This is a genomic window from Sporosarcina sp. P25 (assembly GCF_002743235.1).
Lineage (GTDB): Bacteria > Bacillota > Bacilli > Bacillales_A > Planococcaceae > Sporosarcina > Sporosarcina ureae_B.
Genome location: NZ_PDYV01000008.1, coordinates 89,587 through 111,467 on the forward strand (window position 1 = coordinate 89,587; position 21,881 = coordinate 111,467).

The 21,881-nt window shown below is 42.3% G+C and carries 20 protein-coding genes and 1 tRNA gene; 5 read left to right on the top strand and 16 right to left on the bottom strand.

The features are described 5' to 3' along the window. Positions 1-20: 20 nt before the first annotated feature. The 3 genes from CSV70_RS08990 to CSV70_RS09000 all read left to right on the top strand — a co-directional run bounded on the left by CSV70_RS08990 (position 21) and on the right by CSV70_RS09000 (position 2,717). Positions 21-986, top strand: coding sequence for a metal ABC transporter solute-binding protein, Zn/Mn family (locus CSV70_RS08990; RefSeq protein ID WP_099628612.1), 966 nt, complete (start codon positions 21-23; stop codon positions 984-986). A gap of 133 nt (positions 987-1,119) precedes the next feature. Next, entirely contained in the window at positions 1,120-1,434 is a 315-nt protein-coding gene (locus CSV70_RS08995; protein WP_099628613.1) for an ArsR/SmtB family transcription factor, read from the top strand. Beyond that, on the top strand, positions 1,425-2,717 hold the full coding sequence (locus CSV70_RS09000; RefSeq protein WP_099628614.1) for an arsenic transporter: 1,293 nt from the start codon (positions 1,425-1,427) through the stop codon (positions 2,715-2,717). Before CSV70_RS08995 ends, CSV70_RS09000 begins: the two co-directional genes overlap by 10 nt. A 249-nt stretch (positions 2,718-2,966) precedes the next feature. On the opposite strand, the gene CSV70_RS09005 is transcribed toward CSV70_RS09000, so the two are convergent. Continuing rightward, positions 2,967-3,038 (bottom strand) — tRNA-Arg (locus CSV70_RS09005). Between the two features lie 232 nt (positions 3,039-3,270). Here CSV70_RS09005 and clpP point away from each other — a divergent pair. Continuing rightward, complete coding sequence (clpP, locus tag CSV70_RS09010; protein ID WP_099661009.1) at positions 3,271-3,867, top strand: ATP-dependent Clp endopeptidase proteolytic subunit ClpP; 597 nt, start codon at positions 3,271-3,273, stop codon at positions 3,865-3,867. 339 nt (positions 3,868-4,206) lie between these two features. Here the strand turns inward: clpP and CSV70_RS09015 are convergent, their stop codons facing one another. The 12 genes from CSV70_RS09015 to hprK all read right to left on the bottom strand — a co-directional run bounded on the left by CSV70_RS09015 (position 4,207) and on the right by hprK (position 14,620). Beyond that, positions 4,207-4,464: an HPr family phosphocarrier protein gene (locus tag CSV70_RS09015; RefSeq protein ID WP_085131582.1), complete on the bottom strand. Its 258-nt coding sequence runs from the start codon at positions 4,462-4,464 to the stop codon at positions 4,207-4,209. 48 nt (positions 4,465-4,512) lie between these two features. Beyond that, positions 4,513-5,439, bottom strand: coding sequence for a DNA-binding protein WhiA (whiA, locus tag CSV70_RS09020; protein ID WP_085131583.1), 927 nt, complete (start codon positions 5,437-5,439; stop codon positions 4,513-4,515). Between the two features lie 41 nt (positions 5,440-5,480). Next, entirely contained in the window at positions 5,481-6,443 is a 963-nt protein-coding gene (locus CSV70_RS09025) for a gluconeogenesis factor YvcK family protein (protein WP_085133564.1), read from the bottom strand. A 7-nt stretch (positions 6,444-6,450) separates the two neighbouring features. Next, positions 6,451-7,338, bottom strand: a complete 888-nt coding sequence (rapZ, locus tag CSV70_RS09030) for an RNase adapter RapZ (protein ID WP_085131584.1) — start codon at positions 7,336-7,338, stop codon at positions 6,451-6,453. Between the two features lie 5 nt (positions 7,339-7,343). Continuing rightward, a complete protein-coding gene (locus tag CSV70_RS09035; protein WP_099628615.1) occupies positions 7,344-7,820 on the bottom strand; it encodes an 8-oxo-dGTP diphosphatase in 477 nt (158 codons plus the stop codon). Positions 7,821-8,024: 204 nt separating this feature from the next. Then, entirely contained in the window at positions 8,025-8,978 is a 954-nt protein-coding gene (gene trxB / locus CSV70_RS09040) for a thioredoxin-disulfide reductase (protein WP_085131586.1), read from the bottom strand. A 147-nt stretch (positions 8,979-9,125) separates the two neighbouring features. Further along, positions 9,126-10,649 carry a tetratricopeptide repeat protein gene (locus CSV70_RS09045; protein WP_085131587.1) on the bottom strand — a complete coding sequence of 508 codons (1,524 nt, stop codon included), beginning with the start codon at positions 10,647-10,649 and terminating at the stop codon, positions 9,126-9,128. A gap of 88 nt (positions 10,650-10,737) precedes the next feature. Further along, entirely contained in the window at positions 10,738-11,259 is a 522-nt protein-coding gene (locus CSV70_RS09050) for an acyltransferase (RefSeq protein ID WP_085131588.1), read from the bottom strand. Then, positions 11,256-11,912, bottom strand: a complete 657-nt coding sequence (gene ppaX / locus CSV70_RS09055; RefSeq protein ID WP_099628616.1) for a pyrophosphatase PpaX — start codon at positions 11,910-11,912, stop codon at positions 11,256-11,258. The genes CSV70_RS09050 and ppaX overlap by 4 nt, the downstream gene beginning before the upstream one ends. Beyond that, the gene (locus tag CSV70_RS09060; RefSeq protein ID WP_099628617.1) at positions 11,905-12,864 is read right to left on the bottom strand and encodes a nucleoside recognition domain-containing protein; all 960 of its coding nucleotides are present in this window, start codon (positions 12,862-12,864) and stop codon (positions 11,905-11,907) included. Before CSV70_RS09060 ends, ppaX begins: the two co-directional genes overlap by 8 nt. Next, complete coding sequence (lgt, locus tag CSV70_RS09065; RefSeq protein WP_233191790.1) at positions 12,848-13,669, bottom strand: prolipoprotein diacylglyceryl transferase; 822 nt, start codon at positions 13,667-13,669, stop codon at positions 12,848-12,850. Before lgt ends, CSV70_RS09060 begins: the two co-directional genes overlap by 17 nt. After that, the gene (gene hprK / locus CSV70_RS09070) at positions 13,670-14,620 is read right to left on the bottom strand and encodes an HPr(Ser) kinase/phosphatase (RefSeq protein WP_085131591.1); all 951 of its coding nucleotides are present in this window, start codon (positions 14,618-14,620) and stop codon (positions 13,670-13,672) included. 204 nt (positions 14,621-14,824) lie between these two features. Between hprK and CSV70_RS09075 the strand changes: the two genes are divergently transcribed. Then, positions 14,825-15,376, top strand: a complete 552-nt coding sequence (locus CSV70_RS09075; RefSeq protein ID WP_099628618.1) for an N-acetylmuramoyl-L-alanine amidase — start codon at positions 14,825-14,827, stop codon at positions 15,374-15,376. Positions 15,377-15,799: 423 nt separating this feature from the next. On the opposite strand, the gene CSV70_RS09080 is transcribed toward CSV70_RS09075, so the two are convergent. The 3 genes from CSV70_RS09080 to uvrB form a co-directional block, all read right to left on the bottom strand. Beyond that, positions 15,800-16,891, bottom strand: coding sequence for a DUF4097 family beta strand repeat-containing protein (locus CSV70_RS09080; RefSeq protein ID WP_085131592.1), 1,092 nt, complete (start codon positions 16,889-16,891; stop codon positions 15,800-15,802). Positions 16,892-16,971: 80 nt separating this feature from the next. Further along, the gene (gene uvrA, locus CSV70_RS09085) at positions 16,972-19,839 is read right to left on the bottom strand and encodes an excinuclease ABC subunit UvrA (RefSeq protein WP_099628619.1); all 2,868 of its coding nucleotides are present in this window, start codon (positions 19,837-19,839) and stop codon (positions 16,972-16,974) included. 7 nt (positions 19,840-19,846) lie between these two features. After that, the gene (gene uvrB, locus CSV70_RS09090) at positions 19,847-21,829 is read right to left on the bottom strand and encodes an excinuclease ABC subunit UvrB (protein WP_099628620.1); all 1,983 of its coding nucleotides are present in this window, start codon (positions 21,827-21,829) and stop codon (positions 19,847-19,849) included. Between the last annotated feature and the right edge of the window lie 52 nt (positions 21,830-21,881).

The following is a 21,881-nucleotide window of genomic DNA, read 5'->3' on the forward strand; positions in this document are numbered from 1 at the left end:
AAAGGAGTAGAATGTAGTATATGAAGAACATAGCAAAATGGCTTACACTATCATTGCTCGCTGTATTGATGTTAGCAGCATGTGGTAATGATGAAGGTAAGAAGACAGAGGATGATGATAAAACGGCGGAAACAGGCGACAAGCTAAAAGTCGTTACATCATTTACCATCATTGCGGATATGGCACGCGAAATCGGTGGGGACTATGTGGATGTATATAACTTAGTACCAACTGGAACGGACCCTCATGAATATGAGCCTTTGCCAAATGATATTAAAGCCGCAACCGATGCAGATGTATTATTCTACAACGGTTTAAACCTTGAAGGCGGAGAAAAAGGCTGGTTCTTCAAAATGATGGATTCGGTTGGTCAGAAAGATGAAAACATATATAGCTTGACTGAAGAAGTAGAACCAAAGTATATCGGTGGAGAAGACGGCAGTGATGAGGAAATCAACCCACACGCGTTTATCGATCCAGCTGTTGGTGTGAAGATGGCAGAAGCTATGCGCGATGCATTGATCGAAAGACACCCGACAGAGAGTGAAAAGATTAAACAACAAGGTGACGAGTACGTACAACGTCTACAAGAATTAGACGATGAATTCGCAGAACGCATATCAACGATACCTGAAGAAAACCGTGTGCTCGTCACAAGTGAACGTGCATTCCAATACTTGAATGACCACTATGGTTTGAAAGAAGCGTTTATCTGGGAAATCGATACCGAAGAGAATGGTTCCCCAAAACAAATCAAAGAACTCATTCACTATATCCAAGAACACAAAGTTCCTGTTTTATTCGTAGAATCTAATGTAGATACTCGCCCAATGGAAACTGTTTCCGCAGAGACCGGTGTTCCAATTGCTGAAAAGCCTATCTACTCTGATGAAATTGGTAACCCTGGTGACGCGATCGATACGTATATAAAATACTTGAACTACAATATGAATCTCATCCATGATGAGTTAAGCAAAGAACGATAATCCTCTCGGTCAACCAACTTGAGACAAAAAGGAAGCCACACTCCCCTGTGGTTTCTTTTTTGTTTGTCTACATGTATTGAATATATAAGTCTGGACTTATATGATATAGATACTAAAAATAAAGGAGAATTTTATGAACCCTGAGCAAATGGAACGTTACTTAAAAACAATTGGGGATCAATCCCGATTACAATTGTTGAAAGCATTGGAGCAAAAGCCTTTATGCATTTGTGATTTAAATACTCTACTAGATGTATCACAACCTGCAATTAGTCAGCATATGCACAGACTAAAAAGTGATGAAATCGTACTGAATGAACGACGCGGACGCTGGGTATATTGGTCACTTAATAGCTCCCATCCCCGCTACTTGTTATTACTGGAATTATTGAAACTATTACCGGTTCCTACTATTGAATGTAGCAAGGAGGAGAACCCATGCAAATAATACTAGCTTCTCTTATATTTCTCCTCACACTAGTCTTTGTTATTTGGCAGCCACGCAACCTATCGATCGGCTGGTCTGCCATCGCTGGGGCAGTTCTCGCTCTACTTGCGGGCGTTGTTAGTTTTACTGATGTCATCGACGTAACATCTATCGTATGGAATGCTACATTGACATTCGTCGCGCTGATTATCATTTCATTGATCCTCGATGAAATTGGATTTTTCGAGTGGTCTGCATTACATATGGCGCGCTTTGCAAAAGGAAGCGGCGTGCGAATGTTTTTACTAGTCATCCTACTTGGCGCCGGTGTGTCGGCTTTCTTTGCTAATGATGGGGCCGCATTAATACTCACTCCCGTTGTCCTCGCAATGGTGCGTGCACTTGATTTCAAAGAAAAGATGATCTTACCCTTTGTCATGGCGTCGGGATTCATTGCGGATACTACTTCTCTGCCACTTGTCGTTAGTAATCTCGTGAACATCGTCTCTGCCGATTTCTTCGGTATCGGTTTCGCTGAATACGCAAGCCGGATGATTGTCCCGAACTTCTTCAGTCTCGGCGCAAGTATTCTCGTATTGTATATGTATTTCCGTAAATCTATACCGAAACGTTTTGATGAAAAGTTGTTGCGAACACCCGCCAGCGCGATACGGGACCATAAAATGTTCCGCATTTCCTGGGTAGTACTCGGCGTATTACTGTTCGGTTACTTCATAAGCGAATCACTAGGTTTACCCGTCTCCTTCATCGCGGGTTCCATTGCGATCGTATTCTTGCTGATCGCGAGGACGAGCGAAGCGGTGCAGACTAAAACGGTCATCAAAGGAGCACCATGGGCTATCGTATTCTTTTCCATCGGGATGTACGTAGTCGTCTATGGGTTGCGCAATGCAGGATTAACGTCTATATTGACAGGCTTGATCGAGTGGACATCAAGTCATGGCTTGTATGTTGCAACGATTAGCATGGGCTTTATCGCAGCCATCCTGTCGTCGATCATGAATAATATGCCGACTGTGATGATTGATGCGTTAGCGATCCAGGATGCCTCGGTTCCGCCTAATGTTCGGGAAGCTTTGATTTATGCGAATGTGATCGGGTCTGATTTAGGTCCGAAGATGACACCGATCGGATCGCTTGCGACGTTGCTTTGGTTGCATGTGCTATCGTTAAAAGGTGTGCGCATTTCATGGGGATATTATTTTAAAGTAGGTGTTGTATTGACCGTGCCTACACTTCTCATTACGCTGACGGGGTTATGGTGGTGGCTTTCGGTTTCTTAAAATGATTGTCAGTTAGACAAAGAAAGCCTGTTTGTCTCCCCTCATTTTACGCAAGAGAAAGAACATTTTCTGACTGTGGAATACCCATACGAGACTAAAGACTGCCAAGAGATATTTAACAATGAAGTTTAAAAGAAGGTCTATGCGGGGAAAATGTAGAATAGAAAGTCGTGAGCAATAGAAATCCGAACATAAAAAAGCGTTTGAACATGATCGCAAAATGCGAACTGTTCAAACGCTTCACTATGATGCCCTCGGCGGGAGTCGAACCCACATTTCAAGCTTCGGAGGCTTGCGTGCTATCCATTGCACCACGAGGACTAAACGTGTAGTATCAAGCTTTAACTATAATTTACTCGACTACAGAAAAAAGCTTTTCTTCTGTAAGAGACATCTTCCATTATATCGTAGAATATAATGAAAAGCAATGTGTATTTTTAAGGCAAATGATTTGACCTTTGTTGACCTTAATAGGTAAAATACAGTTATAGTTGAAATACGAAATGATTTCAACGGAACGAATATTATGAAGTGATTAAAGGAGGAAGTCTAATTGAATCTAATTCCTACAGTTATTGAACAAACAAACCGTGGTGAGCGAGCGTACGACATCTACTCTCGTCTATTGAAAGATCGTATTATCATGCTCGGGAGCGGCAGTGACGACAACGTGGCAAACTCTATCGTTGCACAATTGCTATTCTTGGAAGCTGAAGATCCAGAAAAAGATATCTCCATTTACATTAACAGCCCAGGTGGAAGTATCACAGCAGGTATGGCAATCTACGATACAATGCAATATATCAAACCAGACATCCGCACAATCTGTGTAGGGATGGCAGCATCTATGGGTGCATTTTTGCTAACAGCTGGTACAGAAGGTAAACGTTACGCTTTGCCAAACGCAGAAGTAATGATCCATCAACCACTAGGTGGCGCACAAGGTCAGGCAACTGAGATCGAAATTGCTGCAAAACGCATCTTGCACCTACGTGAAAAACTAAACCAAATCCTTTCAGATCGCACAGGTCAGCCAATCGACGTCATCGCAAAAGATACAGACCGCGATAACTTCATGACTGCCGAACGCGCTAAAGAATACGGCCTAATCGACCACGTTCTAGAACGCAACGAAATCGAAAAGAAATAATAACCATAGGTTGTCCGGAAAGCCAAATGGCCTTCCGTGACAACCTTTTTATTTTGTATTCTTATATGGATTTGGGTTTAGGATTAATCTTTACCAAACAAATGTACCGGCTTTCTAACTCCAGAAAGAAACGTAAACTAGGTGATCTGTGTTTTAGGCGGCGACTCCCGCGGGAAAAGCATGAGCCTTGAGACCCCGCAGGAACGCAGTGACGAGGAGGCTCAAGCCATGCCCGCAGGAAAGCGTCCGCCTAAAACGCAGATCAACGGCTTCCCTCACTAAGCCAAAAACAAAAAAAGATGACGAAACCCCACAAGGTCATCGCCACCCCTATTCAACTTACTGCTCATCTTCCACTATCTCAGCCAAATTCTGAAGAGCCAAATCTTCATCAATCCCGTCTGTAATCAACGTGATCTCCGTCCCCTTCGCAATCGCCAAACTCATAATCCCCATGATACTCTTCGCATTCACCTGACGATTATCCTTCTTCAAATAAATATCAGCCGTATACTTATTGGCCTCCTGTACAAATAATGCCGCCTGCCTCGCTTGCAAACCAGGTTTAATTCCTACTTTCACTGTTTTTTCTACCATATTGTGTGCTCCTTTTCTTCCTCTTCTTAAGAAGGATCTACTAATAATTTACCGTAATCGATCTGCGATTTCTTCAATCTTACGCAAACGATGATTGACACCCGATTTACTAACCGGAGTACCCGTTACCAGCTCGCCTAGCTCTTTTAGCGTCACATCTTGATGAGTAACACGTAATTGAGCAATCTCTTGCAGACGTTCCGGTAATTGATCTAACCCAATCGTGCGCTCAATCAACTTAATATTTTCTACTTGCCTTTGTGCCGCACCGATCGTTTTATTCAGATTCGCGGTTTCACAATTCACTAGCCGATTCACACTGTTGCGCATATCCCGCATAATCCGCACATCCTCAAACTTCATAAGGGATACATGTGCACCGATGATGCCTAAGAAATCGGATATTTTTTCTGCTTCTTTTAGATACGCGATAAATCCTTTTTTACGTTCAATAGATTTTGCGTTCAAATGAAAATGGTTCATCAACTCAACAAGTGATTGACTATGTTCTTGATAGCTCGAGAAGACTTCCAAGTGATAAGAAGACGTCTCCGGGTTATTAACGGAACCTCCTGCCAGGAAAGCTCCCCGTAAGTATGCGCGTGCACAGCAGTCTTTTTCAATGAGCTGTGGATCGATCGTATTAATCATTTGGAAGTCATGCGTCATGATGGATAGTTCCTCCAACAAGTGCTTGGCTCCATCACGAATCCGGCAAATATAGACATTATTTTTCTTTAAACGCATTTTTTTGCGTACAAGCAATTCCACTTTATATGGATATAACGCCTTCACATTTGAATACAGACGACGCGCAATAGAGGCATTTTCCGTTTGAACATCAAGACTAAGTTGTTTATTTGAAAAAGACATAACACCATTCATCCGTATGAATGCCGCAATTTCTGCTTTCGTACAGCAATCATCCGTCTCAATCTGCGTCAGTTCTTTTTTCGTTTTAGATGCAAAAGACATGATATTCCCCCTCTTCGGCGATTTTCATATCTATCCGCCTTCTACGTTCTCTCTATATAACGCATCAACATATCTGACACTTCCATCGTTTTATGCATAATCGTCCCATCGTTAATGGTCGCGATCTCTTGTACAAATACCTCAGGCACTAGTGCTTGTAGCATCTCCAAATCATTCTCCACAAGCCAAGGCTCTTCATTTTCACTGAGGTTATGCACACGTCTGAACGCTTCTGCATTATTCACTAGAACTGCATCGAGAAATGGTTCTCCCGCATGATCATAGAGCGCCTGAACATGCTCAGAAGCAGTATAGCGATACGTTTCGCCACGTTGTGTAGTTAAATTTCCGACATATACCTTTTTTGCAGCACTTTCAAGGATTGCTTCGCGGATATCCTGCACTAAAAGTGTTGGCAAAGTACTAGTATACAAGCTTCCCGGTCCAAATACGATTAAATCTGCATTTTTTATCGTATCCGCTGTTTCCGGTAATGGTTTTACATCTTGAGGCGTGATGAAAACGTTACGGATTTTCCTTCCATAGAGAGGAATTTTCGATTCGCCTGTAATGATTGAACCATCTTCAAGCTCGGCATGCAAGGTAATTCGCTGATTTGCTGCCGGTAATACTGTTCCTTTAATATTCAGAACAACGCCCATCTGCTCGACTGCACGAGCGAAATCGCCTGTAATAGTTGTTAAGGCCGTAAGCATCAAATTCCCAAGAGAATGTCCCTTCAATCCATCAGATCCTTCAAATCGATGCTGAAACATCTTCTCGATCATTGGCTCAACATCTGAAAGCGCTGCCATAACCTGTCTTATATCTCCAGGCGGCGGGACGTTATACTGATCGAATAAACGACCTGAACTTCCTCCATCATCCGCCACCGTCACAATAGCTGTCAATTCGATCGGATACCGTTTTAACCCTCGAAGGATATTAGATAACCCTGTGCCGCCTCCAAATACAACAACACTTTTCATCGTAGTGGATTGCATATTCATGTCAACCCTTTCTTTTTTCAACATCCCGATGCGATACATGTGTTGGATAATCGCCTTTAAAAACGCCTGTAAAGTACTCAGCCAGTGTAACAGAACGATGTTGCCCACCTGTACACCCGAACGCTATAACTGCCTGACCTTTTCCCTCTTGTTTATATTGTGGAATTAAGAATTTGAATAAGTCCGTTAGTTTTTCAATTAATTCTTTCGTATCCGCCCATTTCAATACGTAATCCGATACTTCATGATTCAAACCTGTCAACGGGCGCAATTCTTCCAGATAAAACGGATTGGGTAAAAACCGAACGTCAAATACTACATCTGCATCAATCGGCATACCATGCTTGAATCCAAATGATACAAAGTTCAAAGTGAAGTTCGGTTCACCTGCTTCAGAAAACTCACGTGTGATTTTTTCCCGTAATTGCTTGGGCTTTAATTTCGATGTATCAATAATAGAACGTGAAAGTCCTTTTATTTCAGTCAGCAAATGACGTTCTTTTCGAATCCCTTCGAGTAACACGCCACCTTCAGATAACGGATGTGATCTACGTGTTTCTTTATAACGTTTCACTAGTGCTTCGTCATCTGAATCCAGGAATAACAAACTTGTTTTGACATCTTCCATCTTGAATAATCCTTCGAGTGCGGTAATCATAGAATCAAATAAACTTCCTCCGCGCGTATCCATCACTGCGGCAATACGTCTCATTTGATTATCCGACTTCATCATCAAATCGAGGAATGTTACAAATAGTTCGGGCGGCAAGTTGTCGATGCAATAGAATCCCATGTCTTCAAAGCATTGCATAGCGACGGTCTTGCCTGCACCTGACATCCCCGTAATAATTACCACTTCATATTCATTTACCACTTGTGGTTGATCCATAAATGTTATTCACCTTCCATTGATTGTTGAAGTGATTCCCGCAAGAAGCGGAATTGCTCTGTATAATAGAATGTTCCATACTGCATACCTTTCTGATTCACCGCAAAGAGCAAATTCTTGCGATCACCTTCCGCCATCGGTAGTGTATGCAAACTTTCTAGCGGATGCCATTCTAGTTCACCTTCAATGGTAGTCTTCATCAATTCTCCGGAATAATCATGTGCGACAAATGTGAAGAGTAACCATTCGTCTAATAATTCTTTTCCCTCATCATCCATAATCATCATCGTATATATGCCTTTTATATGTGGCGCAATCGCCTGCGCACCGGTTTCTTCGAGAAATTCACGAGTAGCTGCTTCATAGACTGACTCACCTTCGTCGATTTTTCCTCCCGGCGCCACATACCATCCACGCCTCGGCTTTTTTAGTAATAGGACTTGACCGTCTTTCACCATGAGCAAGTTAGCAATTTTTTGCATATGTTGTTCCCCACTTTTCAAGTATGTATGTATAGTATACAATGCTTTCATTGAAAACGAAAAAAAAAGACGGCTATTCACGGAAGTTTATACCGTAAATAGCCACAAAGTTGCTATATTATGAAAGGGGTGTCTTTCTTCTACCTATTATCCCCTTTTTATATTGCAGAACGTTTACAGACACATTACAAGTTCATCACCTGTTTACGCCTTTGCTTCTACTTCTTCCATCAACTCTTCGATATACTTCTGAGCTGCTTGAGCTGCAATACTTCCGTCTCCTGTAGCCGTCACGACTTGGCGTAATAATTTCTCACGCACATCGCCCGCAGCAAAAATACCTGGAATTTTTGTTTCCATAATATCATTCGTTTCAATATAGCCGTTTTCATCCAAAATGCCAAGATCTTTGAAAGGCTCTGTTATAGGATCTAGTCCGATATAAACGAACATACCTTCCGTTTCCATTTCGCGTTCTGAACCGTCTTCAGTAGAGACTAGCGTTATAGAACCGATCTTGCCGTCTTTTTCATTCACTTGCTTAACTGTTGAATTCCAAATGAAATCAATCTTCTCATTTGCGAATGCACGCTCTTGTACGATTTTTTGCGCACGCAATGTATCGCGACGGTGGATGATTGTCACTTTGTTAGCAAAACGTGTTAAGTATGAACCTTCTTCTACTGCAGAGTCACCGCCGCCAATTACGACGATCTCTTTATTACGGAAGAATGCGCCGTCACATACCGCACAATAACTCACGCCACGACCAGTCAATTCTTCCTCACCTGGCACGCCCATCTTGCGGTATTCTGCACCCGTTGCCAAGATGATTGCACGTGCTTTATATTGTTTCTCGCCTACATAAATTGTTTTGAATTCGCGGCCGTCTTCGATTTTCGTTACGTCACCGTAAGCATATTCAGCTCCGAAACGTTTCGCATGATCGAACATTTTTGTCGAGATGTCCGGACCTAAAATACTTTCAAATCCAGGATAGTTCTCTATTTCTTCTGTGTTGGCCATTTGACCGCCTGGTACGCCTCTTTCTAACATCAGTGTAGACATATTTCCACGTGATGTATAAACAGCCGCTGTCATCCCTGCCGGCCCTGCTCCAACGATGATTACATCATAAACCTTTTCTTCCGTCGTCATTGTAGTTTTCCTCCTTCAAAATATGCACCCTTTGGTGTCATTCACTTCACCAAAGATTTCATCTGACTGGCAGATAAAACTATCGCTATATAAAATCGTACGAGAATTACACTCGAATTTCAACTTAAATGCAACATCTACAAGTAGTTATTCTTTTGTATAAGGCAGAAATTGAAGCAGTTCCTGAATATACTTGGATAGCGTTGTAACGGATACACTATAGTTTTCAGCTATAGACTTCTTTGTCACTTTTTCGTCATGTGAAGATTGGAACATATAATCTGCAGCAGCAGCAATTGCTTGCACATTACTGAACATATATTTCTGTTCAAGCGCATTTTCACATAGCGTGAACCACATTTGAAAGAATTGTACACTTCGCTCATCAAGCGGTTTATACTCTTCATACAATAGATCACAAATAGCCAGCGCTTTTTTCAAAGCTTTTTCAAATGGATTAGTCACTTTGAATGAATAGTTCAGGCTGTGTGCTAAAAACAATTGTTCCGCAGCAGTCAATTTTTCAACATCTATATAGCCGGGATGTGAAAGGATTTCCTGTAAGTGTGACGACTTTCCTACTAAATACAAACCGAACATTCGCTCACTGCGATAAGGGTTCGAAATCTTTTCGATCAAGAACGGAACATCCTCTTCGTAAGAATCTATGTCCAATTCTTCATCCAATGACTTCCAAGGTTCGAATCCTTCTTTGGTAGGGTCCAATTTCAACAAGGCTTCATTTGCCTGTTCCGCGACTTTTCGGTGACCCGTAAAATATGCAGCATTAGCTAGCCAGAAGTAGTAGCCGACATCTCCTTCAAATCCGCGTTTTTGCAGACTACGAAGCCAGTGGTACGCTTCTTCATAACGACCTGTCAACGCAAATGTCGCACCTAATTTATAGCGCTGTTCGAATTGATAGGGTTTGATCTTCGACAACAGCTCCATCATACTATTCAGACGCTTTTCATCCCGATTGTAATAAAAGAACACCGCCAAGTTACACAGCGCATGGATATTGCCTTTTTCTTCACGTAAGACATTGTACAGAATATCTTCCGCATGTTTCTCTTTACCAATATAAAAATACGCAAGAGCCAAATTATTATGAACCGCCCACGTTTTTGGATAATCCACTAATAAATCCTCAAGCACTTCAATGGCGTCTTCAAAATCCCCTTGCTCCATCATGCGACGCGCTTTTTCTTGCCGAAATATGACTTCCCCATCGAGCTGTTCGCCTTCTTCAACGAACATTTCTTCTTGATCCGCGAATTCAGAGATTTCATGGGCTTCTTCCACAAATACGCCATCTGGTGCTATAGCAACATATTTCAATGCATACTGCTTCGCTTCACGCAGTAGACCGAGATGTGCATGAACTTCCGCTAAATAGAAAGTCGTCTCTTCATTGTTTGGATCCAGGTCATCAGCTGTTTGTAGAAGTTCATAGGCATCTTCAAAGCGGCCGACTTCCATTATAAACACACCGTATTCCATATGTGTCAGTGCGTCATCTGGATTCAAATCCAATGCACGTTTATAATATTTTTCCGCATCCGAAAATTGTTCACGCTGCATAGCTTGCATCGCGCGTTTACGATAAAAATCACCGTCAGGCAGGAATGATATAATTTTATCTTTTATAAAACGTTGGTTGTTTTTCAATCGAACTCCTCCGAAAAAGTAAGAGGAACGCACTTGACGTCCCTCTGCAATGTATCCTCTAGTATATCACAACTACATGATCCGTCATTCATTTGCTTTCACGTGCTGCACGTTCCACCATTTGTTCGGCTGTATATATGATACGCACTGGATTACCGCCAGCAAATGTACCTGCCGGAATATCCTTATTGACGAGTGATGCAGCAGAAACAATGGCACCATCACCAATTTTAACACCCGGTAAAATTGTTGTATTGGCTCCAATCAGTACATTATTACCTATATCCACGTCTCCAATACGGTATTCATCTATCAAATATTCATGCGCTAAAATCGTCGTATTAAACCCAATTATGGAGTTTTCACCAACGGAGATTCGTTCCGGAAACATGACATCCGGTACAACCATCAGCGCAAAAGCGGTATGTTTTCCGACTTTCATCCGCAAGAACGTTCGATAAAGAACGTTTTTCCATGAAACAAACGGCGTATATCGCGCAATTTGGATGACGATAAAATTCTTAGCTACTTTAAAAATCGAGACCGTACGGTAAATATGCCAAAGTGAATTTGCATCTCCTTTGGAAGGATGCCGCTCTGTGCGTCTCATAGCTTAATGCCCGCAGTGATTTTAAGTATGTCGGACATATGTTGCAACATGAAGTCAGGTTTGAATGTCTGCAAATATTCTTCCCCTTTTAGTGCCCATGCAACTGCCGCAGTTCGTGTTCCTGCATTTTGTCCACCGAGTATATCGTGGAAGTTATCCCCGATCATGAGTGACTCTTCAGCTGTCCGATCAAGACGGCTCAATGCTAGTAAAATCGGCTCTGGATCCGGTTTAGGATTCGTTATATCATCCAGTCCAATCACCGTCTCAAAATAAGGTGCGATACCTAGAAGGTTGATCCCTCTTTCTACCATATCGCGCTTCTTTGTAGAAACGACTGCCATCTTCAAACCTAGATCATATAATTTACGAAGCGTATCTGTCACACCTTCGAATTCAGTTACATAATCGTCGTGATGAGCCAAATTCCATTCACGGTATTCTTCTACCAATTGGTCTGTCATATCAGGTGCAATCGAAGAAAATGTATCATGTAATGTAGGTCCGATAAACGGTAGCATCTCTTCTCGTTGGAAACGTCCAGGGAAATGTTTTTCCAATACATACTCGAAAGAAGAGAGTATTAACTCATTTGTATCTGCAAGCGTTCCGTCAAAATCAAATAGTAGTGTAGTAATCGGTTGATTAGTCAATAACGGCTTCCCCCTTCTCTCTCGGCTGCTTCCATAAAATACTCACTGTAATCGTCAGTACAATGGCGGTCACAAGCCGTATTATCAATAATGGCCAAATCGGTATACCGAGTGGCAGAAATAACAGTGTATCCTCAATCACCGCATGACATGCCATCAAGAAAATAAAGGCTAATGTAATATCTCGTTTTGACACACCATCTTCTCGCACTGCCTGAATCATGACGCCTGCACCGTATGCCAAACCAATTAATAATCCCGCAACGAGTGTCATCGACGCATTGGGTTTCACACCAATCATTTTTGTGAACGGTGCCAAGCCAGTAGAAAAACGCTCTAAATAATTACGGTCTTTCACATACTGCACAAACAACATTAATGGAATGACGATCAATGCCAGCTGCAAGACACCAAATGCTGCCTTTTCAAGTCCAAGCAAGAAAATCTGCACAAAGCCTTCCGGTACAACTTCCGCTTGCGGCGTTAGACCATATTGCGCGATTTCATTGCCGCCCGTCCAGAATAAATTGATCAGCACTCCAGCCAACACAGCCAATCCAAGTCGCACGACAAGTACTGTCCATAGTTTGACGCCTACTTTTATAGCGACGGCCGTTTCAATGAACAGATTATGCGCAAAACTGATCATAACAGCAATGATGAATACTTCTTTAACCGTTAATTCTAATGAAATGATACCGGCAATTCCAGCGTATAAGTTTAATGCATTGCCAAGCACGATGGGCACAGCTGCTTCACCGCGCAAGCCAAAAAGATGCATAATCGGTTCAACCAATTGCACAAGCCAAGGTAAGATAGGCGTAAACTGCAAAATGGTTACAAGCAAAGTAATAGGAAAGATGATCTTACCGAGTGACCATGTCGTTTTGAATCCAACTTGCAAACCATTTTTCAACGTATTGGATAATGCGATATTATTTTGATTTGTCATCATAGTTCTCTTTCACTTTCATTACATATCTACGATACAACAAGATGATAATACCTACGATAATTCCCGTTACAGATACTAACTGTGCTGCACGCAAACTTCCGATGACATATAGACTATCCGTCCGCATCCCTTCGATGAAGAATCTGCCGATCGAATACCAGATGATGTAAAACAAGAATACTTCACCGCGTTTTATCTTCACCATTCTTCGGATAATTAAAATCAAAATGAGTCCGACCACATTCCATAACGACTCATATAAGAATGTCGGATGATACGTTACACCCTCAATCGTCATTTGATTCATAATCCAGTCAGGAATGATCGTATTTTCTTTAAACGCTTCTGAAACCGGTCCACCATGAGCTTCCTGATTCATGAAGTTCCCCCAGCGTCCGATAATTTGCCCAATTAATAAACCAGGTGCTGTAATATCTGCAACTTTCCAGAAAGATACCCCACGCTTCCTACAGAAAATCACTGCTGTAATGACCGCACCGATCAACGCACCGTGGATGGCAATTCCACCATTCCAAATTTGAATGATTTGTTCTGGATGATCACGATAATAATCCCATGTGAAAATAACATAGTAAATTCGTGCACTGATAATTGAAATGGGAATCGCCCAAATAAGCATGTCCGTTAGTAAGTCAGGGTGCATTCCCCGCTTCAGCATTTCTCGTTGAACTACCATAAACCCTAAAATAATTCCAAGCGCGATCAAAATACCGTACCAGCGAACTTCTAAGCTGCCAATACTGATCGCGACTGGGTTAATCGCTAGCATAGATACATTCACTTAGTCGCGCTCCTCTTCTTCTAATAGTTCCGCATTGTCTGCGATTGCTTGATCCAAACGCTTGGTAAATTCCTCTGCCGCATTAATTCCAAGACGTTTCATTCGATAATCCATCGCCGCTACTTCAATAATAACCGCGATATTCCGCCCTGGTCTAACGGGAACGGATAGTTTCGTAATTTGCGAATCCAGTATTTCTACCTTCTCTTCATCGATACCAAGACGATCATAATGCTTATTATCGTCCCAAATCTCTAAGTCGACCGCTAACAGTACACGCTTATCGTCTTTCACGGAACTCGCACCAAACAACGTCATCAAATCGATAATACCGACACCGCGAATTTCTAGCATATGCTTCAACAGTTTCGGTGACGTTCCGATTAAGATGTTATCGGATACTTGACGAATCTCAACAGAGTCATCCGCTACTAGTCTATGCCCTTTTTTAATAAGCTCTAACGCCGTTTCACTTTTTCCTACTCCACTACCTCCTGTTATTAAAACACCTACACCATACACATCGACTAGCACACCATGAACCGTCGTCATCGGAGCGAGTTGTCCGACCAAGTAATTCGTCAGCATTCCGGAAAACTGTGTAGTCTTATAATCCGTCCGGAGAACAGGAATGTTTTTCTCTTCTGCTAATTGGCTCAATTCTTTTGGACCTTCTTCGCCATGAGCAATAATGAATGCCGGCGTATCACCCGAACAAAGTCGCTCTAAACGCTTTCTTCGCGTAATGGCAGACAATGTTTCAAGGAAGGACATCTCCTTACGCCCGATCAACTGCACACGTTCGGCAGGATAATAATCAAAATAGCCAGCCATCTCAAGCCCCGGCCGTGAAATATCACTCATTAGGATCTGCTTATGAATGCCCGCGTGTCCAGCGATCAATTCCAATCCAAATCGGTTCATAATATCTTCTACTGTTAATTCACCCATGAAGTTCCTCACTTTCTGCTACGATGTACGTATACCGGCAGTCTTTTGCCGAATCATCGTTTCTTGCGCTTATATACACATCATTCAAACCTATTTTACCATGAAGGAATTGAAAAGAAATGGATTACTTCTTGATCTACATTCTCTTTTTGTATCCTTTTCAAAAGTCTTCTCTATATAGAGGATAAAGGAGAGTGGACAGAATTGACACTAATCATTCTTGATGCGGGTCACGGACCAGATACACCCGGCAAAAGAACGCCTGATGGAAAACTACGTGAATACGATTTTAATGCAGCTGTAGCTGTACTTGTCGGAGAGTTTTTAACGAAAGAGGGCATAACAGTAAAATATACACATGCGTCTACACGCGACGTACCACTAGGCGAACGAACGGCTTCAGCTAACCGTATGAGAGCGGATGCGTTTGTCTCGATTCACGCAAATGCTTTCGGCAATGGTTGGAATACGGCACAAGGGATTGAAACGTATATTTATCCGCAAGCAAGCAAAAGTTCCGCAGTGCTTGCCTCTGCAGTGCAAAAAGCTTTAATATCTGCTTGCCAGCGTCCCGACCGCGGCGTGAAGAAAGCAGATTTCGCGGTCTTGCGTGACACAAATATGCCGGCGATTTTAGTAGAGTGTGGTTTCATGTCGAACCAGACAGAGGCTACTCTATTGCAAAGTAAAACGTATCAACTCCAATGCGCACGAGCTATAGCTTTTGGGGTGTTGTGTTGGGAGTATGGGAGATGAATTGTGGGGGGTGAGGGGGGGAGGGTGATGAGGGGGCAATGAGCGGATACGGGGTACGATAGAGCGGATATCGCGTAAGTATGAGCGGGTACGGAACAGGATTGAGCGGGTAGCTGTCTTCATAGAGCGCTTACGCAAGAACAATGAGCACTTAGACCAATATAATGAGCGCACGAGCGATTGTCTTCTCGACGAGGGGCAATGAGCGGATATGGGGTATGATAGAGCGGATATCGCGTAAGTATGAGCGAGTACAGAACAGGATTGAGCGGGTAGTTGTCTTCATAGAGCGCTTACGCAAGAACAAAGAGCGCTTAGACCAATATAATGAGCGCACGAGCTATTATCCACTTTACATGCAAACCAAACACACAAAAACACCTGCACCGCCAAAAATGGCAATGCAGGTGTTTCATTAAGCTATCAATCCATATCGACCGTGTTATAGCGAACCATGACAGTTCCCGTCTTGGACTCACCAGTAACGTGCAACGGTTCTTTCATTGCATCCTCAACATTCTTGCTGAAGCGGATCGTACGGTGCAAGAATTGTTCCTGTTCTTCCACACGTGATACGTCCTTCAACTGTAAGTCTAGCTTACCCATGTTGGATGAAATCTCTCCCTTTAGACCTACAGAGGATGGGAAGTAAATTTCAACCGTACCGCTGATAGACTTGGCTTCTAATCTTCTTGCATCAGCAGATGACGTCGTCAATGTCACGTTTCCGTTTAGAGATTTTGCATCTACATCATTTACCGCGCCATCTACATAAACTCGACCATTTAATGTTTCGGCTTCTAGCTTTTCGCCAGTAACTTTTAACAAACGTACCAGACCGTTTGCGGTTTCTAGCTCTGCTTCATCGAATTTGATATCTGCACATTCAATTTTGCCATTTGCCGTTCTAATACGTAGATCTTTAAAATCCACGCCTTCTACTGAACATCCACCGTTCAACAAACGTACAGAGAGTTTACTATACGGTGTTGAAGTCGGTACGTATAGATCGACATTTACTTGTAACATCTTCAAGTCGCTTCCGATGCGCAACTTATTACCGTCTTTTACGAACAATAACTTTTCAAGGAACTGGCTAAGTGCACCTTCTTCAGAATCATGATTAAAATGCTTTACAGAGAACTTCGCCATGATCTCATCATTGTCTGAAGGATGAACTTCTACAGTACCATGATCGATATGGATGATGATTTCTTCAACATCTTCTACCGATTTACTTTCAGTATGTGTAAAGGAGACAGATTTGCTGAATGGTGCTTCGAAATCGAATTCTTTCACGCGGTGTACTGCCGTATCCATAAATCGCATGAAACGGTCACCTGCCGTGACGAATTCTTTGCGGATATCTTCGAAGAAAGCATCAGCTGATGAGCTCTCTTCTGCTGTTGCTTTTTCAGATTCTTTACCCATGGCTTCCAGTAACTTCAATGCTTCATCTGCTGTGATTTTACCTTCTTCAAGCATCGTTAGTATTCGTATGCGTTCATTTTGCATTTCCTGATTCCTCCTCGTTTTGACCAATCTTTTCAGTAGCTATCTATTTATACGGTTCTGCGGAACAAAAGTTTCATTTTCTATTTCTTTACTACTTTTTTTATTTGTTCTTTCATCCGATTTCGATCTCTTTCTAAGATGGTCTTCAAATATTTACCTGTGTAGGACTCTTTGACTTCTGCTATCGCTTCGGGTGTCCCCGTTGCCACAATTTCTCCGCCTTTGTCTCCGCCTTCCGGACCGATATCAATTATATAATCGACTGTCTTAATGACATCTAAGTTATGTTCAATAACGAGAACTGTGTTCCCCCCATCAACTAGACGTTGAAGAACTTCAAGTAACTTAGCAATGTCATGTACATGCAAACCTGTTGTCGGCTCGTCCAAAATATAAAACGATTTACCTGTGGAACGTTTATGCAATTCGGAAGCCAATTTCACACGTTGGGCTTCCCCACCCGACAATGTCGTTGCAGGTTGACCTAATTGAACATAACCTAAACCTACATCAACAATCGTCTGCAATTTACGATGAATTTTCGGGATATTCTCGAAAAACACCACTGCATATTCCACTGTCATCGCCAATACATCCGCAATATTCTTTCCTTTATACTTTACTTCCAGTGTTTCCCGGTTATATCGTTTGCCATGACATACTTCGCACGGTACATATACATCCGGAAGGAAATGCATTTCGATTTTGATGATTCCATCTCCGCGGCATGCTTCACACCGTCCACCCTTGACATTGAAACTAAAGCGGCCTTTTTTATAGCCACGAACTTTCGCTTCATTCGTCATTGCAAAAACATCGCGTATATCGTCAAAGACGCCTGTATACGTAGCGGGATTGGACCGTGGTGTACGACCGATTGGTGATTGATCGATATCGATAATCTTCTCCAAATGTTCCACACCACTGATACTATCGAATTTTCCAGGTCGTTGTTTGGATCGATTCAATTTCTGAGCCAAAGTTTTATGCAAAATATCATTGACCAACGTACTCTTACCTGAACCGGATACTCCAGTGACTGCGATAAATTGGCCGAGAGGGAATTCTGCATCAATATGCTTCAAGTTGTTCTCTGAAGCACCTTTGACGATAATACTTCGCTCATCACGTGCTCTTCGTTCAATCGGAAGTGGAATGAATTTCTTTCCGCTTAAATATTGTCCAGTCAGCGATTTCTTGTTTTTCATGACTTTCGCGGGAGTACCTGCAGCTACCACTTCTCCTCCTGCTACACCAGCGCCAGGACCGATATCAATTAAATAGTCTGCAGCCATCATCGTGTCTTCATCATGTTCTACGACAATCAACGTATTTCCGATATCTCGCATACTTTGGAGCGTGCCAATCAATCTGTCATTATCACGCTGGTGAAGCCCAATGGAAGGTTCATCCAGTATATATAGAACACCCGTCAAACGTGATCCGATTTGTGTAGCTAAACGAATTCGTTGTGCCTCTCCGCCAGATAATGTTCCCGCTGAACGAGATAGATTCAGATAGTCAAGACCGACGTTTACCAAGAAACCTAAACGCTCTTGGATTTCTTTTAGGATCATATCTGCGATTTGCGTGTCTTTCTCAGAAAGAATTAGTTCCTCAAAAAATTTTGTTGTTTCAACAATCGAGCGTTCTGTTATTTTCCCGATATGCTGGCCATTCACTAATACCGATAGTGATTCAGGCTTTAAGCGGTAGCCTGTACAAGTAGGACATGACTTTTCCGTCATATATTTACCCATCTGCTCGCGGATATAGTCTGATGATGTCTCATGATAACGACGTTCAACGTTGCGCAAAACACCTTCGAAATAAATATCACTATCGCGGGTATTACCGAATTCATTTGTATAGCGGAAGCGAATCTTTTCTTTTTTCGATCCTAACATCAGTTTTTCAATGTCCGAGTCAGCTAATTCACTAACCGGTACATCCATTGGGATTTTGTAGTGCTTCGCAATCGTCTTAAGAAGTTCTGGATAATATTGTGAACTCGTTGGCTCCCATGGTGCAATAGCGTGTTCTTTTAGCGTTAGGTCACTATTTGGGATGACTAAGTCTGGATCGACTTCGAGTTTCATACCAAGTCCGTCACATTCAGGACAAGCGCCAAATGGACTGTTGAATGAAAACATGCGCGGCTCCAGTTCGCCAATAGAGAATCCACAAATAGGACACGCGTGGTGTTCACTGAAAAACAGTTCTTCTTCACCGATTACATCGACCAGAACATTACCGTCGGCTAATCGCAAGGCAGATTCCAATGAGTCACTTAAACGTGTTTCAACGCCTTCCTTCATGACAATTCGATCGATGACGATTTCAATCGTATGTTTTTTATTTTTATCTAGCTCTATATTATCATCTAAATCAATCGTTTCACCGTTGACCCGAACACGCACATACCCTTGTCTTTTGATATCTTCAAATAATTTAGCGTGCGTCCCTTTACGTTCTGAAATAATAGGAGCCAAAATTTGAATTCGCGTACGCTCAGGCAACTGAACTACACGATCCACCATCTGTTGAATCGTCTGCGTAGAAATTTCAATGCCATGGTACGGACAATGTGGTTTCCCAACTCTCGCATATAATAAACGCAAGTAGTCATAGATTTCTGTCACTGTTCCTACAGTAGATCGCGGATTTTTACTCGTTGTCTTTTGATCAATGGAAATAGCGGGCGACAGTCCTTCTATTGAATCCACGTCTGGTTTATCCATTTGTCCAAGGAACTGACGCGCATATGCGGATAATGATTCCACATAGCGGCGCTGTCCTTCCGCGTAGATCGTATCAAAAGCCAATGAGGATTTTCCAGACCCCGATAGACCCGTAAGCACTACTAGTTTATCGCGCGGTATCTTCACGGTAATGTCCCTCAGGTTGTTTGCTCTCGCTCCCTGTATTACAAGTTCTTTATTTTTCATGCGGACTCTACCTTTCTGCTTTCAGTTCTAGTACGGTATCGCGTAACTCTGCAGCTCTTTCGAAGTCCAAAGCTTTTGCTGCATCTTTCATTTCCTTTTCCAATTTGGTTAGCAATAAGCCTTTCTCGTCTTTCGATAACTTCTTGCCGTTCGTCACCTTTTGCAAATACGATTCCGTTTCTTCAGCCACTTGAGTGGCACGAATCAATTCACGTATCGGTTTGACAATTGTCGTTGGCGTTATACCATGTTTTTCATTATAAGCTATCTGAATTTCACGACGACGTTCCGTTTCATCAATAGCTTTCCTCATAGAATCTGTTATTTTATCTGCGTACATAATGACGCGTCCTTCTGAGTTACGTGCTGCACGACCAATTGTCTGGATCAACGCACGTTCCGAACGCAAGAATCCTTCTTTATCCGCATCCAAAATCGTGACTAATGAAACTTCTGGGATGTCGATGCCTTCACGCAGCAAGTTGATTCCGATCAGTACGTCATACGTTCCGACACGCAACTCACGAATAATTTCTGTCCGTTCCAATGTCTTGACGTCCGAATGGAGATACTGCACTTTAATCCCAATATCTTTTAAATAATCCGTCAAATCTTCTGACATTTTTTTCGTGAGAGTTGTAATCAAGACACGTTCATTTCGCTCGATTCGAAGATGTATTTCATCCAATAAGTCATCAATTTGTCCTTCAATTGGACGCACTTCAATGATTGGATCAAGTAATCCTGTAGGACGTATAATCTGTTCTACCATCACGTCCGTATGCTCAATTTCATAAGGGCCTGGAGTAGCTGAAATATACATCGCCTGTCGAATATGCTTTTCAAATTCTTCGAACATTAATGGACGGTTGTCCAATGCGGACGGCAAGCGGAAACCATGCTCCACCAATACCTTTTTACGCGCTTGGTCTCCATTGTACATACCGCGAATCTGTGGCAACGATACGTGACTCTCATCTACGACAATCAAAAAGTCGTCAGGGAAATAATCCAGCAACGTATAAGGAGTTGCACCTGCTTCACGCAACGTCAAATGCCTAGAATAGTTCTCAATACCGGAACAGAAGCCCATCTCCCGCATCATTTCTAGATCATAGCGCGTCCGTTGTTCCAAGCGTTGCGCTTCCAATAACTTATCGTTATCACGTAAATATTTCAGCTGTTCTTCCAATTCTATTTCAATATTCTCAATCGCTTTTAATAGCTTTTCTTCGCGTGTAACGAAGTGAGATCCAGGGAAAATAGCTACGTGATCACGATCACCGATGACTTCACCCGTTAAGGCATCCACTTCACGGATTCGTTCAATTTCATCTCCGAAAAACTCGAGACGTATACAACGCTCGTCACGTGCCACCGGGAAGACTTCGACTACATCGCCTCTAACACGGAACGTCCCACGTGTGAAATTAATATCATTGCGTTCGTACTGAATGTCCACTAGCGTACGCAAAAGTTGATTACGCGGTATTTCCATTCCCTTGCGCAATGAAAAAACCATGTCATTATATTCTTCTGGTGAACCCAGACCGTAAATACACGAAACGGATGCCACAATTAATACATCATTTCGTTCGAATAAAGCACTCGTTGCGGAGTGGCGAAGTTTATCGATTTCATCATTGATCGATGAATCTTTTTCAATGAAAGTATCGGTTTGCGGTACATACGCTTCCGGTTGATAAAAGTCATAGAAGCTGACAAAGTATTCTACTGCATTATCTGGGAAAAACTCTTTGAACTCGCTATATAATTGGCCAGCCAACGTTTTATTGTGGGCGATGACCAGTGTAGGTTTATTGATCTCCGTCAGTACATTAGAAACAGTAAATGTTTTACCCGTTCCCGTTGCACCAAGTAATGTTTGATGTTTCTTACCTTCTTTTATGCCGTTAACAAGGCTGTTGATCGCTTTTGGCTGATCTCCTTGCGGCGTATATGGTGCTTGCAATTGAAATGTTTCGTTCAAATGGTTCCACTCCTCTTCTTAAACACCTGTCCTTCTATTTTACCACAACTAC